This window comes from Mesorhizobium sp. M2A.F.Ca.ET.039.01.1.1 (genome assembly GCF_003998035.1).
Taxonomy (GTDB): domain Bacteria; phylum Pseudomonadota; class Alphaproteobacteria; order Rhizobiales; family Rhizobiaceae; genus Mesorhizobium.
Window position 1 is genome coordinate 32,324 of sequence record NZ_RZRY01000002.1, and the last position, 14,101, is coordinate 46,424.

At 65.2% G+C, this 14,101-nt stretch carries 25 protein-coding genes; 11 read left to right on the top strand and 14 right to left on the bottom strand.

Features of this window, described 5'->3' with window-relative positions; all coding sequences use genetic code 11:
• Nucleotides 1–72 precede the first annotated feature (72 nt).
• Nucleotides 73–426, top strand: coding sequence for a hypothetical protein (locus EOA24_RS00765; RefSeq protein WP_145992523.1), 354 nt, complete (start codon nt 73–75; stop codon nt 424–426).
• Between the two features lie 2 nt (nt 427–428).
• Here the strand turns inward: EOA24_RS00765 and EOA24_RS00770 are convergent, their stop codons facing one another.
• The 9 genes from EOA24_RS00770 to EOA24_RS00810 form a co-directional block, all read right to left on the bottom strand.
• Complete coding sequence (locus tag EOA24_RS00770) at nt 429–644, bottom strand: hypothetical protein (protein ID WP_127409443.1); 216 nt, start codon at nt 642–644, stop codon at nt 429–431.
• A 149-nt stretch (nt 645–793) separates the two neighbouring features.
• The gene (locus EOA24_RS00775) at nt 794–1,015 is read right to left on the bottom strand and encodes a hypothetical protein (protein WP_127409444.1); all 222 of its coding nucleotides are present in this window, start codon (nt 1,013–1,015) and stop codon (nt 794–796) included.
• The gene (locus EOA24_RS00780) at nt 1,012–1,566 is read right to left on the bottom strand and encodes a hypothetical protein (RefSeq protein WP_127409445.1); all 555 of its coding nucleotides are present in this window, start codon (nt 1,564–1,566) and stop codon (nt 1,012–1,014) included. Before EOA24_RS00780 ends, EOA24_RS00775 begins: the two co-directional genes overlap by 4 nt.
• The gene (locus EOA24_RS00785) at nt 1,559–2,059 is read right to left on the bottom strand and encodes a hypothetical protein (RefSeq protein WP_127409446.1); all 501 of its coding nucleotides are present in this window, start codon (nt 2,057–2,059) and stop codon (nt 1,559–1,561) included. Before EOA24_RS00785 ends, EOA24_RS00780 begins: the two co-directional genes overlap by 8 nt.
• Before the next feature lie 156 nt (nt 2,060–2,215).
• The gene (locus tag EOA24_RS00790) at nt 2,216–2,611 is read right to left on the bottom strand and encodes a hypothetical protein (protein WP_127409447.1); all 396 of its coding nucleotides are present in this window, start codon (nt 2,609–2,611) and stop codon (nt 2,216–2,218) included.
• 68 nt (nt 2,612–2,679) lie between these two features.
• The gene (locus tag EOA24_RS00795) at nt 2,680–2,868 is read right to left on the bottom strand and encodes a hypothetical protein (RefSeq protein ID WP_127409448.1); all 189 of its coding nucleotides are present in this window, start codon (nt 2,866–2,868) and stop codon (nt 2,680–2,682) included.
• An 11-nt stretch (nt 2,869–2,879) separates the two neighbouring features.
• A complete protein-coding gene (locus EOA24_RS00800; protein WP_127409449.1) occupies nt 2,880–3,335 on the bottom strand; it encodes a hypothetical protein in 456 nt (151 codons plus the stop codon).
• The gene (locus EOA24_RS00805) at nt 3,332–3,946 is read right to left on the bottom strand and encodes a hypothetical protein (protein WP_127409450.1); all 615 of its coding nucleotides are present in this window, start codon (nt 3,944–3,946) and stop codon (nt 3,332–3,334) included. The genes EOA24_RS00800 and EOA24_RS00805 overlap by 4 nt, the downstream gene beginning before the upstream one ends.
• Before the next feature lie 13 nt (nt 3,947–3,959).
• On the bottom strand, nt 3,960–4,340 hold the full coding sequence (locus EOA24_RS00810; RefSeq protein WP_127409451.1) for a hypothetical protein: 381 nt from the start codon (nt 4,338–4,340) through the stop codon (nt 3,960–3,962).
• A gap of 72 nt (nt 4,341–4,412) precedes the next feature.
• Between EOA24_RS00810 and EOA24_RS00815 the strand changes: the two genes are divergently transcribed.
• Genes EOA24_RS00815 through EOA24_RS00845 form a run of 7 tightly spaced genes read left to right on the top strand, consistent with a single transcriptional unit; the run spans nt 4,413 to nt 8,896 of the window.
• Complete coding sequence (locus tag EOA24_RS00815; protein ID WP_127409452.1) at nt 4,413–4,985, top strand: hypothetical protein; 573 nt, start codon at nt 4,413–4,415, stop codon at nt 4,983–4,985.
• A gap of 2 nt (nt 4,986–4,987) precedes the next feature.
• Complete coding sequence (locus EOA24_RS00820) at nt 4,988–5,215, top strand: hypothetical protein (RefSeq protein ID WP_127409453.1); 228 nt, start codon at nt 4,988–4,990, stop codon at nt 5,213–5,215.
• 12 nt (nt 5,216–5,227) lie between these two features.
• Nucleotides 5,228–5,686: a hypothetical protein gene (locus EOA24_RS00825; RefSeq protein WP_127409454.1), complete on the top strand. Its 459-nt coding sequence runs from the start codon at nt 5,228–5,230 to the stop codon at nt 5,684–5,686.
• A gap of 3 nt (nt 5,687–5,689) precedes the next feature.
• The gene (locus EOA24_RS00830; RefSeq protein ID WP_127409455.1) at nt 5,690–6,004 is read left to right on the top strand and encodes a hypothetical protein; all 315 of its coding nucleotides are present in this window, start codon (nt 5,690–5,692) and stop codon (nt 6,002–6,004) included.
• Nucleotides 6,004–8,412, top strand: coding sequence for a GDSL-type esterase/lipase family protein (locus tag EOA24_RS00835; protein ID WP_127409456.1), 2,409 nt, complete (start codon nt 6,004–6,006; stop codon nt 8,410–8,412). The genes EOA24_RS00830 and EOA24_RS00835 overlap by 1 nt, the downstream gene beginning before the upstream one ends.
• A 22-nt stretch (nt 8,413–8,434) precedes the next feature.
• On the top strand, nt 8,435–8,704 hold the full coding sequence (locus EOA24_RS00840; protein ID WP_127409457.1) for a hypothetical protein: 270 nt from the start codon (nt 8,435–8,437) through the stop codon (nt 8,702–8,704).
• Entirely contained in the window at nt 8,705–8,896 is a 192-nt protein-coding gene (locus EOA24_RS00845) for a hypothetical protein (protein ID WP_127409458.1), read from the top strand.
• A 243-nt stretch (nt 8,897–9,139) separates the two neighbouring features.
• On the opposite strand, the gene EOA24_RS41340 is transcribed toward EOA24_RS00845, so the two are convergent.
• Nucleotides 9,140–9,286: a hypothetical protein gene (locus EOA24_RS41340; RefSeq protein WP_189353817.1), complete on the bottom strand. Its 147-nt coding sequence runs from the start codon at nt 9,284–9,286 to the stop codon at nt 9,140–9,142.
• Nucleotides 9,287–9,853: 567 nt separating this feature from the next.
• On the opposite strand from EOA24_RS41340, the gene EOA24_RS00850 reads away from it, so the two are divergent.
• Genes EOA24_RS00850 through EOA24_RS00860 form a run of 3 tightly spaced genes read left to right on the top strand, consistent with a single transcriptional unit; the run spans nt 9,854 to nt 12,647 of the window.
• Complete coding sequence (locus tag EOA24_RS00850; protein ID WP_127409459.1) at nt 9,854–10,873, top strand: ParB/Srx family N-terminal domain-containing protein; 1,020 nt, start codon at nt 9,854–9,856, stop codon at nt 10,871–10,873.
• Complete coding sequence (locus EOA24_RS00855) at nt 10,873–11,949, top strand: DNA methyltransferase (RefSeq protein ID WP_127409460.1); 1,077 nt, start codon at nt 10,873–10,875, stop codon at nt 11,947–11,949. Before EOA24_RS00850 ends, EOA24_RS00855 begins: the two co-directional genes overlap by 1 nt.
• On the top strand, nt 11,946–12,647 hold the full coding sequence (locus tag EOA24_RS00860; RefSeq protein WP_127409461.1) for a pyridoxal-phosphate dependent enzyme: 702 nt from the start codon (nt 11,946–11,948) through the stop codon (nt 12,645–12,647). Before EOA24_RS00855 ends, EOA24_RS00860 begins: the two co-directional genes overlap by 4 nt.
• Here EOA24_RS00860 and EOA24_RS00865 read toward each other — a convergent pair.
• The 4 genes from EOA24_RS00865 to EOA24_RS00880 form a co-directional block, all read right to left on the bottom strand.
• On the bottom strand, nt 12,644–12,826 hold the full coding sequence (locus tag EOA24_RS00865) for a hypothetical protein (RefSeq protein ID WP_127409462.1): 183 nt from the start codon (nt 12,824–12,826) through the stop codon (nt 12,644–12,646). The two genes, EOA24_RS00860 and EOA24_RS00865, sit on opposite strands and share 4 nt — an antisense overlap.
• Nucleotides 12,823–13,194 (bottom strand): helix-turn-helix transcriptional regulator, encoded by a 372-nt coding sequence (locus tag EOA24_RS00870; RefSeq protein ID WP_127409463.1) that lies wholly within the window; start codon nt 13,192–13,194, stop codon nt 12,823–12,825. Before EOA24_RS00870 ends, EOA24_RS00865 begins: the two co-directional genes overlap by 4 nt.
• A 10-nt stretch (nt 13,195–13,204) precedes the next feature.
• Nucleotides 13,205–13,456, bottom strand: a complete 252-nt coding sequence (locus EOA24_RS00875; RefSeq protein ID WP_127409464.1) for a type II toxin-antitoxin system RelE/ParE family toxin — start codon at nt 13,454–13,456, stop codon at nt 13,205–13,207.
• Nucleotides 13,457–13,764: 308 nt separating this feature from the next.
• A complete protein-coding gene (locus tag EOA24_RS00880; protein WP_127409465.1) occupies nt 13,765–14,100 on the bottom strand; it encodes a hypothetical protein in 336 nt (111 codons plus the stop codon).
• Nucleotide 14,101: the final 1 nt, after the last annotated feature.

A 14,101-nucleotide genomic window follows, 5' to 3' on the forward strand; every position in this document is an offset into this window, starting at 1 on the left:
TAGATGAATTGCACTTAAGGTGCGTTAAGGCCGTTTAACAGGGCCAGTTGCGCGCTCGGCAGGACGGCCATTATGTCCCCCGCCACGTCCTTGAAGGAGGGAACGCAGATGAGAACAGTGATCCTCGCCGCCGCTGCCGGCGCGTCGCTCGTCGCGGGCGCAGCCCGCGCGGAAATGACTTCCGATCAGATTTCGAATGCCAGCGGTCTTGCGCAGATCATCTGGCGCGCACCGCTATGCGGTTACACGGTCGATCCAAAAAAGCTCGAAGGATACTTCGTGAAGAACAAGCTCGACACGCCGGAAGCGCTTGCAATGATCAATGGCGCTGTGCAGATCGCGACTGTCAAAAAGGCCAAGGCCACGCCAGTTGCCTGCACCATGACGCAGGCCACCGCTCGCAATATCGGCGTCCTCGGCGAGTAGCCTCAGTCTATCCGGTTGGGATGGTGGATGATCTGATCGCCGTCGCGCTCGTCGTCAGTCTCGATCAGGCCGGCCGGGGAGATCAGCACCCGCAGCGGCACGTCATGTTCCGGGTCGAAGCAATGGACCTGTAGGCGTCCCTTTGAGACCTCGACTTCAACAACGAAGTCCTTGCCATCCGGGCTTTTCGCGTCGATCCGAAGGCCGTGGTCGCTCACAGACAAATGCAGCGGCCACTCTCGCTGATCGGCGGCGTCACTTTCAACTGCTCTAATATTAGCAAATCGCTCTTTATACAAAATATGCTCCCTGAAATACCGGGTTGGACAAATAGGGTTATTTCCCCGCTCCAATCAAGGGCGAATGATCAGAACGGCTCGTCGCTCGGGTGCTCCGCTTCGAATTCGCGATCTTCGCGGCGCTGTTCCATGATCAGGTCAGGGTCGGGCTCTAGGCGCAGCGGGCACGAGGTTTCCTCGCACTCGCTTGCATCCCAAGCCCCGCAATCGGGGCATATCTTGCCACCGCGAGCCTCGTAGTCTTCCTCGGGGGTCATCAGCTTCCAATCGTCGTAGCCGGGGATGCTCATTCGGTCCCTCCCTCGGCGATCCGCACAAGATCGGGGATCATGTCGAGCGTCACGCGGGGGATCGCGTCAAAGGCGGCCTTGGTCGCCTTCTTTGCGGCCTGCTCGCGCCGGCACGCTTCCTCGAATAGGACGAAGGCCGCGTGGGCCTCGGGCGTGTCCGGCATCAGGGTGTTGATCTCGATCTCTTTGCGCGACGCTTTCTCGTTCGCACCGCGCTGCGCCACGGAAGCCACTCTGTGGGGGCCGGGCTCATACCCGCCCGATCCGTGGTTCAGCTTGTGATTATAGGACTTCCCTCGACCGAGATATTCGGTGATCTGCGCCTCGCTTTTCTCGGCGCGCGCGTGCGTCCACCCGCCGATCTCGAAGCATGGGAAGGCGCTCTTTTTCCGAACGTCCAAGAGCATCTTGTCGATCCGAGCCTTGATCTTCGACAGGCTCGGCGACGAATAGTATCCCGATGTCGAGCCGAGTTCGGAGCAATACCACTCGTCCGAGTTTTCGTTGAAGCGGATCACATAGCCGCGATGCGTGGCCTCGATGTCAGCCATGTCGTGCCCTCCGCTCGGTTCCCCGAGCGTCGCGGATGCGCTTGACCAGGGATCGCATGTGGGACGGCACCGGGAACTTCTCCGCGTGGACCTCAACCGCTTCGAGCAGATAATCGACCGCGCTCGTTGCCGGAACCTCGATCGGCCCGGAGACAGGATCGGCCAGGGCCGATCTGATCCGCGCCTCGTAGTAGGCTTGCGCCGCAGCTTTGCCGGTCTCGTCGTCACGGCAAGGGACGCGGCCTCGATCCGCGACCTGCCAAAAGCCGTCAGCAACGCGGAAGACGCCGAGGATCGAGTAAGCTTCCCATGCGCCAGCGCCCACGCTGTATTTCCATTCGAGCGGCTTGATCGCGGGCGCACCGGCCGGCCGCCGCGTCGCCTCGGCGATCGCGTTCTCGGCCGCAGCATATTCCTTGCGCAGCCAATCCGGCGGGTTGCCCCCGCAGGCGTTCACGAAGCCCCGCAGGGCCGAAAGCAGCGAGGCCGTCATGCGATCCCCCAGGCGGGCGCGAGGAAGCCGATCAGGAAGATCAGCGAGGCCATCAGGGCGAAGTGCGAGGGCGGGTATTTCTGTGAAAACATGGGAAGGAGTCCTTCATTCGGTTGAGGGGTAGGCCCGCGCGCGCGAGGCGCGCGGGCTCGGGGATCAGCTCTTGTAAAGCTCGTGCCGCCAGCTCTCCTGCCAATAGGCAACGATAGCGGTCTCGCCGCGCCCGTCCGTCAGGCTGGCGACGCGGAAATCCACGCGGCTCCCAAAAGCGCTGGAATAGATGTTGCTAACGTCGGCCGGGGCCTCGAAGTTGCGGATCGGCTTCTCAGCCACTTCGAGGACGATGTGCGGCTCGCCGGCATCCGCGTAGCCGAAGCCCTTGCGGGGCGTCACAATGTCGCCCGGCTTGAAGGGGCAGGGGTTGGTGTAGCGCTCGAAAGCCTCGCGCAGGGTGGCGATCTGCGCCTCGGGGATCGGGCGCGGGGCGGCGGGCTTGGCCGCCGGTCGCCCACCGGCGATCAGGTCGCTTAAGTTGATTGCAAATCCGTCCATTGTCAGTCCTTTCCTCGTGTCGGCTCCTAGCGGCCGTGGCGCTGTCCCGCAGGGCAGCGTCAAAGGCGCTACTCGCCAGCAGGCAGGATCACGCGAGCGGCCTCAGCCGGATCGCTCGACCGCAGCCGCACGATCCGCCCGTCGCGAGGGTCGTAAATCTCGTGATCCCCGGCCGCGATCAGCCGGTCGAAGTCGTAATCGGTGAAGTCGCGGATCAGCCGGGACAGCTCGGCCACCACCTGATCCGGGTCGGCCATGGGGGAGCGCATCAGGCTCCCCCGATCCGGCCGTGCTTGGCCTCGTAGGCTTCGAGGCGGACCCTGCCGCCCTCGGTCAGCTTGCGCCGATCGTCCAGAAGCCCTTCCTCGATCAGCGTCTCGACCATGCGATTGACCGCGCCGCCCATCGATCGCGCTCGCCGCCAATGGCACTTGTCGCTGCCTGCGTAGAAATAGGGCTGATGGTAGGGGCCTTGGCCGGCGCGCACCGCAGCCAGGCACTCGGCCTGCCGGATCGTCAGCGTATGGTTCGCGGCGCGGCTGGCCCGCAGCTCGGCCTCTGCGATCCGGGCGGCCTCGTCGGCTTCCCACGATCGCTTGTCGATCTCGTAGGTCCGGCGGACCTTCTTCGCGATCTCGTGCTCTTGCGAGGCTTCGAGCGCGCGGATCACGCGCTCGGCTTCCTCGGCCGTGAAGGTCGGCTCGATGCGCAGGGGGCGGCTCACGAGCGGCCCTCCTGCTCGCGCTCGATCGTCTCGGCAATCGCGATGATCGTATTCAGCGGGGTCAGCTCGCCGCGCAGATAGAAAAAGTGGCGAAGGAAGACCGCGCCCTTGTGGCCGTTGACCCAATGGGCGTTGACCGAGACCGGCAGGCCGCCGAAGAGCCGGGCGACTTCCAGGCCGCGCACATATTGCTGCTTGTGGCGCTGCATTTCTTCGATGATCGAGCGGCGGACCTTCTCGGCCTTGACCTCGATCTCGGGCTTCACCGGGGCCGGGGCGATCGGCGCAGCCTTGATCGCGGCTCGCATGGCGATGAAGTCGCGGACGATCTCGAAGGCCGGGTAAGCGGCGAGCGCTTCGAAATGGCGATCGCGAACCTGATGAAGATCGAAGGGGATCGAATAGTAGAGATCGGTCAGCCGGGTCTCTTCCTCGGTCGGGGCCGTCGTCATTGGGCCGCGATCTCGCAGGATCGCCGAGGTGATCTGATCCCTCACCGCCTCATATGCGCGGCTCAAATCGTCGGTAGCGCGCTTCTTGGCGGCCATGGAAAGGAAGCCGGCCTCATAGGCGGCCTGGGCGGAAGCAAAGCGGTCGGCGGGGGTCTTCATTCGGCTCATTCCTTCAATCAAGCCGCCCTTGCGGCATGGTTGGAAAGTTAGAGAAAATCGTTGGAAAGAGCAACAGCATCGCGAGGGAAATACAATCGATCGCACCGCCTTGTGCCTCGATTGAGCCGAGCCGCAAGATATAGGTCAATTCGGCCGGCGCGATGCCTTCCCAAAATGAGACAAAAAAATGCAAATCGCTAAAGCGTTGATATTGTTTGCGAAATGGTCGCGCAGAGGTGTGGAAACACAACCCAAGCGAAAAAAGACGATTGACGAGTGAGACAAAATCACGGCTTTTTCGCCCGCAGATAGCCTCGTAGATCGCGCGCAGATATCCAACCCTCGATTGGACAGCGCGCTTGTTAATCCGAGCGCTATTCGATCGTCCTCCCACGACGGCGGCTGATCAGGCGGGCGGCTGCTAAGGCAGCGCCCGCCGATCGCCCAACGAACGGACGCAAGCCTGATGGCAACCAAGCTCGTAGCGCAGCCGCTAGACGATATCCTCGCCCGCTACGGAAGCGCGCTCGAAGGGCTCGGCAAAGGCAAGGCGACGCGCGTCATGGGCCGGGCGCTGAATTACGAAGGCCAGCGCGCCTTCGTGCAGGTCAAGCGCGCTCTGCGCAAACAGACCTCAATCCCGACAGCCATGATCAACCGTGGCACGAAGACGGTCAAAGCCTCGACCAAGGCCGGCGGCGCGCTGCAATTCGCGATCGTCGGCACCGGCCGGCCGCTGCCCCTCAAGGTCTTCGGTCCCCGCCAATTCGGCGCAGGCACCAAGGCGACGGTATGGGGCCGCCGTCAGCTCTTCCCCGGTGCCTTCATGGGGCCACGGCCAGGCGAGATCGCGCCGAGGCTCGGCGGGCAGGTCTTCCATCGAGACGGCAAGAGCCGCCTCCCTATCGAAATGCTCTACGGCCCCGGCATCGCAAACGAGCTGGTCAAGGACGAGAGCGCTCAATCCTTTTACGAGGCGCTGCCTCGCATTCTCGATCGCGTCGGCAAAGAGATCGCGACCGTCCTACGGGGCTTCTGATCATGGCATTCCACCGCAACCGGAAGCCGGCGAGCTTCGCCGACGTGATTGCCGAGGAAGAGCTGCACAGGCTCGGAGGGCGGCCCAAGAAGGCCGCCGCGCTGATCACCTACACGCAGACCGCATCCGAGGTGATCCGGCTGCACAAGCTCGGGCGCAGCCGCGAGCAGATCGCGTCGCTCCTGCGGATGCCATACCGCGAGATCGAGGCCGCGTTGGCACTGGCGTAGGAGTGGGCCGCCATGAAGATCAGGCAGATCATCGCGCGGCTGTTCGGCCGCAAGGCGCAGCCGGCGGCCGAGCCCGAGGAAGTCGCTTACTTCCGCTGCCGCGATCGCGACAACAATCCGCTGGCCGACCGCAGCTTCCCCGGCTTCGATCATTGGCGCAAACAGCCGAACGGCGATCGCACCTGCTCATTCTGCGGATCGCTTCACGAGGACGACTTCCTCGAAATCATCGACGCCTACGCCAGGGGCGAGCCTGGCTACAGCTTCGATCCCACGACGAAGGGCTACAAGCGCTATGCCCATCGGCCGGGCGTGCAGAACGCCTCGCAAGGCGGGATCAAGTTCTACGGCTGGCACGCGGATCAGACGCCCGGTCCTCGATGGGATCGGCACAAGGAAATCCACGGCCGAGCCATGGCCCGCTATCGGGCCGAAATGCAGGAAGCGTTCGGTCCCAAAAAAGGAGAATGATCGATGGCCCTCTCCGGTCTTCACGTCGCCTGCGGCTTCGCCGGCTCGATTGCCCTGCGCTCGACCGGCTTTCCGATCCTTGGCAAGCCGTCATGGTCTCAGACCATGCCGACCGCAGCCACCACGACGCAGGCCGCACCGAAGGGCGACGAGGCGCGCGGAGATCCGATCATGTCGGTGATCTCGTCGGTTGACGCCTTTGTCGCCGTTGGCCCTTCGCCGGACGCGACCAACGGCCCCCGCTATTTCGTGGCGGCCAACGAGCGCCTGGAATTCTACGTGAGCGCAGGCGACAAGCTCGCGTGGGTGGCGGCTTGATGAAGAAGGGCCGCTTCGGGAAGCTCGGCCTCCCGCGCAAGAGTGGCCTCGGCCTGGCACCGCGCCGCAGCTCGCCGGCCGTCAATCTCGGCCTCCTGCCGCGCAATGCCCGTGTGATCGCGGTCGGCGACAGCAACACGCAATATGGCGCGGGGGTCTCGACCTCGCTCGCCTACACCAACCTCAGCGATCTCCCGGTGCTCGCCTCGCTCGGTGGCGATTACAACGAGGATATCTTCGCGCAGACCTGGGGCACCGTCCCCGGCTGGCAGGGCTCGAATTACGGCGTCGCGGGCGAGAGCTTGCCGGGCATCGGCCCGCGCATGACGGACGCCCTGAAATATGCCCCCGACGCGATGTATCTCGCGGGTGGCACCAACGACGGCGCGGACAACGCGACGGCCGGCGTCACGATCGCGAACAGCTACATCGCCAAGGCGCAGGAAGCTCGCGCCGCAGGCGTCAAGTTCGTGATCATCCGGGCAATCCCGCCCGTTGCCGGCGCGCAGTTCTCGACCTCTCGCCATCAGGGCCGGCTCGCCTTCCGCGATACGGTCGCGGCCTTCGCTGCGGCCAATTCGGCGTGGTGCAAGTTCGCCGATATCTACACGCCCAATATCCAAGGGACGGGCGAGGCGGTCGCGGGCTACCTCCAAGCGGACGGCCTGCACTTCTCCGAACTCGGCGCGTCGCTGAATAGCGCAATCGTCAAGGCGATCTTCGACGCGATCACGAGGCCCGGATCGCCGAGCCTCGTCGCCAATCAATCGGCCGGCAACCTGATCGCCAACGGCGGCAAGCTGCCGGGCTCGGGTGGCACGAAGACCGGCGTCACGGGCAGCGTGCCGGACGGATGGGACGCGACGCTGACGGGCACCTCGGCCGTGGCCGCCTCGCTGGTCGCTAATCCTGACACGGGCGGCCAAAGCCTACAGCTGGACGTGACGCCCGCCGCAGGCGGGGGCAACGATAGCGTGGCGATCTCGCCGATCGCCAATCTCGCGCTCACGGCCGGCAATTGGTATCAGGCTTGGGCGGAAGTCGAGGTGACGAACGGCGGTCGCATCGCCATATCGCACCCCGGCACCGACGCGAACGGCAACACGCTGTTCGGGTCGCAAGCGGGCATCGGCCTCTATCCGAAGCAATTCCTCCGCACGCCGCCCTTCAAGGCGACGGGCGCTTCGAAGCCGACGATCAATTTGGTGATCCCGCAAGGCGGGGCGGCCTTCACCGCGAAGGTCAAGCGTGTCTTCGTCGTCCCGGTCGCCAATCCCTACGCGACGTGGAATGTGACCGCGCCGCCGGCCAACACGGTCCCGCCCTCGGTCTCGATCCCAGGCGCGCGAGCCGTGGGCTCGGTGGTCACGATCAATCCCGGCACATGGTCGGGCGTCCTCGTCGGCTCGCAACAGCAGAAGCGCTATCGCGCGGCGCTGTATCGCGATGGCGACTTCGTGCAGAACATCGATTTCTCCTCGACCGGCAGCTACACGCTCGTCGCGGCCGATATCGGCAAAGACCTGCGCTTCGACGTGAGCGCAGCCAATCAGGCCGAGGCTCGATCGGCGGCTGTGACCGCTGTCCTCGGCGGCGATATCACCGCCCCGGCCTTGCAGAAGGCAGAGACGACGGTCGGCGCGAACACGATCGTGCTGACCTATGACGAGGTATTGCAGGGAGCCCCGGCACCCTCGGCCTTCGCGATCTCGAACTCGGCCGGCGCTGACCCCGTGACGGGCGTCGCCGTCTCGGGAAGGACGGTCACGATCACCAAGACCCGCGCGACCGCTCTGACGGACGTGCTCACGATCGACTATACGCCGCCGGGGACGAGCCCGATCGCAGATCGGGCCGGCAACGCCGCCGCAGCGCTCGCGGCGCAGTCGGTCACGATTGCTGACGTGCTGCTCAGGCTGCAAAGCCTCGGCGCGAACATGGTCGAGACGGCGAACGGCAACGGGTGGGATTACACTTCCACAGCGGCCGGCTTTAGCGGCACCGGCCGAGGCGTCAGCAACAAGAAGCTGCCCTCGGGCGCGGACGGCTACTTCGGCGTCAAGAAGGTCGCGAACGGCAATTGCGTCTTGAGCTTCAAGGCATCACAGGCCGGCGGCGCGTGGAACTCGGGCGTGTGCGGCGCATATGGGACCGTGGGCTCGAACTATTCTAACTACGGCACCGGGGTGACGGTGATCGCGGCCACGCAGGCGCAGAACAACGACGAGATCAGGATCAGGCGCGCAGGCGCGACCGCCTATTTCGAGGTGCGTCGAGCGGCCGGCGGTGCGTGGATACAGGTCTTCTCGTGGCCGATCACGACGGCCGACCTGTACGGGCACTTCTATTGCGCCAACACCGCAGCGCAGACCTGCTCGCTGCCCTACGGAAGCCCGGCCGTCGTCTAAAGTGCGAAAGGAGTAAGCCCCTGTGAAACCGATCCTGATGTCCCGCGAGAACCCGGATGGCCACAAGCTCGAAGAGCTGTTGCCGGCGATCCGCCTGGAAATCGAGGGCAAGAACCTCAAGATCATGAATGATCAGCGCGACGCGGCGCAGACGCTGCTCGCCAACAACAAGCGGATCATTCGCCTGCTCGCCGAGGCAGAGGAATTGCAGCGCGCAAGCCTGCAGAAGCTCGCCGAGATCGGCCCCGATCAGGGGCCGCGCGGCAAGCCTCGGGTCGGCGAGGGCAGCTAAATGGCTCGATACGTCACTGCCAATCCTGCCGCCGCATGGTGGGACGAGGCAAAGGCGTCGGACTATCTCGCAAGGACGGTGCACGAAGATGAGCGCAAGCCTGTCGCAACCGGCCTGCTGGACGCCAACGGCGCGAAGCTCTTTCGCGTCGAAGATCGCCAACCGATCGGCTTCGTCCATCACAAGGCATAAACCCCGGAGAGAAGGGGCTGTAGCGGGCGTCCTGCGCGTCAGCTCGCAAAGGGGCGAAGGGCCTGCAATCCCTTCGGTCCTCGGCCCCACGCGGCGAGGGAGGGGGCGCAGAGCCTCCCTTGCCAACCTATCAGTTCCCGCGAGGCCCCTTGCGGGGCAGCGCAGGGCGACGGACGAGGCTTTGGCCCGTGAGGTGCAGCCGCAGCACCAAGCCGGGGTGGGAAGCGAGCGGTCAGCCCTGCGTTAGCGCTTGCCGAAGTGGATCGGGCGAATGCTGTAGTCTTCGCCGATAGCCGTCCAAGACCCGTCGCGCTTCTGCTCGACCGAAGCCTTGGGCCAACCGGCCTTGATCAGGTTGGCGGCTGCGATCTGCGCTTCGGTCTTGGTCATTGGTCGGCTCCTTCATTCGGTGCGTTGGAGTTATCAGAACGACCAAACGGAGCAACTCCGAAACGGTCTCTTTTCAGCGCCGCAGATCGATCCGTGTCCCCTCTCCCACATAGGCGAAGGGTGCTCACGCTGTAGGGGGAAATGCCAAGGGTAAGGGAAGGCCAAGCGCGCGCCGCAGGCGCGCAGCGCGGGCACCGACTTTTCCCCACAGCATGACCCCCCACCCCTGCTTGGCAAAAGCCGTACCGAAAATGTCAAACGGCCCATAGCCACCGCAGCCCTCGGCCTTCGAAGCCCATCGCATCGAACGCCACCCACCACCCTGCGCACCATGGCAGGACGCACCGACGCCAGCCCTCAGCATGGCACGCCGTCCGCTCTCGGTCGCACCACCCACAGCACCCCGTCCCTCGCTCGGGGGACAGGGCCACGACCATGGCCACGCACCCCGACCACCCACGGCACAGCACGCAGGGAGGCAGGGGGCAGCATGGCCTCATGCATGGGAGCCAGCCCGCTTGCCCTGCCCCTCGGCCAGGCCCCGCGGAGCTGCTTTCCAGCCACAGTGTGGCTCCCCAGCCACTGGCCCCCCGGCCCAAAGGATTTTTACGCCTCCCCCCTGTCCTGCGGGCGCGCGGCCCCCGGATTTTGCGAGTATTTCGATTTTCGCGGTTTCCGGTTGGGTTGCTCAGCCGTTTCCGCTTCGGAGCTTCAATGAACGCCGCAACTCCTGCCCTGATCGAGGCCCACGTGCAGCTCGTGGCCCTTGCCGACTTGGTGCCGAACCCGCGCAATGCGCGACAGCACCCGGAAGAGCAGGTGACCATGATCGCGGACCTGATCCGCGAGTATGGTTTCACCAATCCAATGCTCGCCGATCTCGATGACGGCGGCGTGATCATCGCAGGCCACGGCCGGCGACTGGCCGTGCTGTCGATCGAGGCGGCCGGCGAGACGATCCGCCTGCCGAACGGCAAAGCGCTGCCGGCGGGCATGGTCCCGGTGATCGATTGCTCGGGCTGGTCGGAAAAGCAGCGGCGGGCCTACACGCTCGCGGACAACGCCTCGGCGCTGTCCTCGACATGGGACGACGATCTGTTGAAGCTCGAACTCGGCGAGCTGCGCGACGAGGGCTTCGATCTCGCGCTGACGGGTTTCGGCTCGGCCGAGATCGAGGCGCTGCTGGAAGCCTCTGGCGGTGGCGACGAGGGCGATCAGGGGCCGAAGGCCAACCTCGCCGAGCGGTTCGGGATCGCCCCCTTCTCGGTGCTCAATGCCCGCGAGGGATGGTGGCAGGATCGCAAGCGCGCCTGGCTGTCCCTCGGCATCCAATCCGAGGTCGGCCGAGGCGAAAATCTTCTGGCCTTTTCCGATACGGTGCTTGAGCCCGACCCGAAAAAGCGGGCGGCGAAGGCAGCGAAGCGTGTCGAGAAAACGACCGTCGTCGCCGGGAAGGGTTGGGGCGAAGGCGGCCCGGCTCGGCGCGACGCGGCGTTCTACGCGAAGAAGCGCGCGTGGGAAAAGGCGAACGGTCGGCAGATCAGCACGACCGAGTTTCGTGAGAAGCATTGGGACGGGGCCGCCTGATGGGGCGCAACGCCTACCTGCGGATCAAGGTCGCCTGCCGCGCCTGCGGGTGGGACGGCATCCGAAAGGATGCAGCCGCGCCCTGCCCGAAATGCGGCGGCGCGGTCGAGGCCATGAGCGGCCACGGCGGGCGGACCTTCGATCAGGGAATGAGCGGCAAGATGGCGAAAAAGCCCAAGGCAAAGACTTTCATGACCGGCGCGGTGCACGGCGGCGGCAACTTCAACGATCAGGTGTTCGCCAAGGGCCGCGACGTAGCGCCGGCCGGGCTGACCACGGGCGAGATCAAGATGGACGGCGCGCCGGCTTCCGGCACCTCGATCTTCGATCCGGTCCTCTGCGAATTGGCCTACCGGTGGTATTGCCCGCCGGGCGGCGTGATCCTCGATCCCTTCGCGGGCGGCTCGGTGCGCGGCGTCGTGGCCTCGAAGCTCGGCCGGCGCTATGTCGGCGTCGAGCTGCGGGCCGAACAGGTCGAGGCCAACCGCGCCCAGGCGGGCGCGATCTGCGCCGATGAAGAATTCCCGCCCGAGTGGATCGAGGGCGACAGCCGCGAGATCGCGGACCATGCCGAGGGCACCGAGGCGGACTTCGTCTTCTCGTGCCCGCCCTACGCCGATCTCGAAGTCTACAGCGACGATCCGCGCGATATTTCGACGCTCGACTATGCCGAGTTTCGCGAGGTCTACTTCGAGATCATCCGCGAGACCTGCTCGCTGCTGAAAGACGATCGCTTCGCGTGCTTCGTCGTCGGCGAGGTCCGCGATAAGCGCGGGAATTACTACGGCTTCGTGCCGGACACGATCGAGGCTTTCCGCAAGGCCGGCCTCCATTTCTACAACGAAGCGATCCTCGTGACCGCAGCGGGCTCGCTGCCGATCCGGGCGGGCAAGCAGTTCGAGGCCACCCGCAAGCTCGGCAAGACGCACCAAAATATCCTGATCTTCCTCAAGGGCGACGCGAAGCGCGCGGTCGAGGCGATCGGCGCTGTCGAATTCGGGGATCTGGAAACGGCGGCGGCCAACGCCGACGCAGCCGCAGCGCTCGGGATCGAGCAGTTCGGAACGCCCCTGTGATCGCGCCGCAGGTGATCGAGCACGAGGGGATCGCCGTCGTTCGCGACGATCTCTTCCCCGGCGGGACAAAGGCCCGCTTCCTGCCGGTGCTCTTCGAGGACGCGGACGAGGTGGTCTACGCGAGCCCGGCCGAGGGCGGGGCGCAGACAGCGCTCGCCACGGTCGCGGCGCAGCTCGGCAAGAAGGCGACGATCTTCGTCGCGCAGCGCGCCGAGCCGCACCCGAGGGCGCTGATGGCGAAGCGCCTGGGCGCGCTCGTGATGCAGGTCAGCCCCGGCTACCTCACGGTGGTGCAGGCGCGGGCGCGGGCATATTGCGAATTCACCGGGGCGAAGCTCGCCCCCTTCGGCGTCGATCTGCCGGAAGCGATCGAGGCGATCGCTGCGGCGGCCCAGGCGAGCGGAGAGAAGCCGGACGAGGTTTGGTGCGCTTCTGGCTCGGGCGTCCTCGCGCGGGCCTTGGCTGCGGCCTTCCCGCAGGCACGGCGGCATGTCGTCCAAGTCGGCCGTGATCTCGATCCCGCCGAGGTGGCAGGCGCGACGATCCACACCTACCCTCGGCCCTTCGGCCAGGGGGCGCGGATCAAGCCGCCCTTCCCTTCCGATCCGCATTACGATGCGAAGGCTTGGGAAATAGCAAAGGCCCGCCATGGGGCGGGCCGGGTGCTGTTCTGGAATGTGACGGGGCCGGCGGCTTAGGCGTTGCCGGCGAGCTTGTTGTAGCGATCGAGCCAGAATTGCGACTTGTCGTAGAGCTTTTCAGCTTTGTCGTGGTCGCCGCGCTCGGCCGCCTCGTTGCCGTCCGCGAGGTAGCGGCTTCCGAGGACTTCGGCCTGGATGAGGCGCTCCGCGAGCGACTTCTTCGGGGCGGCCTTCATGCGAGATCGTCCACGCTGATGCCGAGGGCTGCGGCGATCTTCTTGATCGTCTCGAAGCTTCCGTCGCGCGCGCCGGTCTCGATCTGCGAAAGATAGGCGACGCTGAGTTCGGCCTTGGTCGCGAGATCGCGGGCAGTCATGCCGCGATGCTCGCGCCACACGCGGACCTTGTTCTCGCCGTCGAGGATGCGGTTGACGATCTCGGCAGGGACAAGCTCTTCCTCGCCGGCCGCGAGGCGATCGTGGAAGGTGCGTACGGCCTCGGCGTCCTCGCGATCTTCGAGGGCCGCCTGCATCGCGAGGAATTCGGCCTCGGGGATCACGACAAGGCGCTCGCCGCCGGCCGTGGTGATGATCTGTTGGGTCATGTTGGCCTCCTTAGTCGTATGCGCCGCCGCGCGGCGCGATCTTGATGATGGCGATCACCTCGCCGGTCTCGGAAAAGATCACCCGCCAATCGCCGACGCGCAGGCGGCGGGCATCGACGCCGCTCATGATGATGACATTGTTCGCGAGGGTCTCGGGCTTGTCTGCGTATTGCTCGATCTTCGCGCGGATCAGGCGGGCGGTATTTGCCGGCATCCGGGTCAAGGTCTTCAAGGCGTCGCGGCTGTAGGTGATCTGTTTCATGTCTCCGTGTTAGCTATGAGCTAAAATAGGAGCAACATGATAATTTGCAATTTGCAAATTAAAAGGCCCGCCGAAGCGGGCCTAATCGGGCAGGTGATACCGGCTCGATACGCGGTACTCCGCGAAATCTGCGGCTGTTGCCGGGCGCACAACGTCCAAGCAGCCGATTACGGTCCAGCCCCGCATGGGATCGGGGCCGCCTCGCCAGATATTCCCGGCGAGGATGCCCAAGAACCAAGGCACGCGGGGGTCTGTATAGCCGAGGGTGTTTTCGTTCACGACGACGCAGGGGCGATACATCCGAGACCTCAATGCAGCATGTCGGCGAGGCCGATCGCCTCGAAGGCTGCTTTCATAGCAGGATCGAAGCCCGGGTCGATCCTCGCGTGGCCGTAGCCGTGCTCGACATGCCAAAGGTCGATGCCGCGCAGCGCCACGGCGAATTCCTCGGGCGTCTCGGCCTCGTGCGTGGTCACGTCACCCTCGCAATAGTTGACGATCGTCAGCGAGGTCGGCGAGGCCCATGTGCCGTAGTAGGAGGCGTCCTGCTTGGTGTCGATTTGGGCGAACCCCCGCTCGTAAGAGCAGGGGCCGAAATCCCAGGCGTATCGATCCGCAGGCTGGAAGGTGCGCGTGGTCTTCATG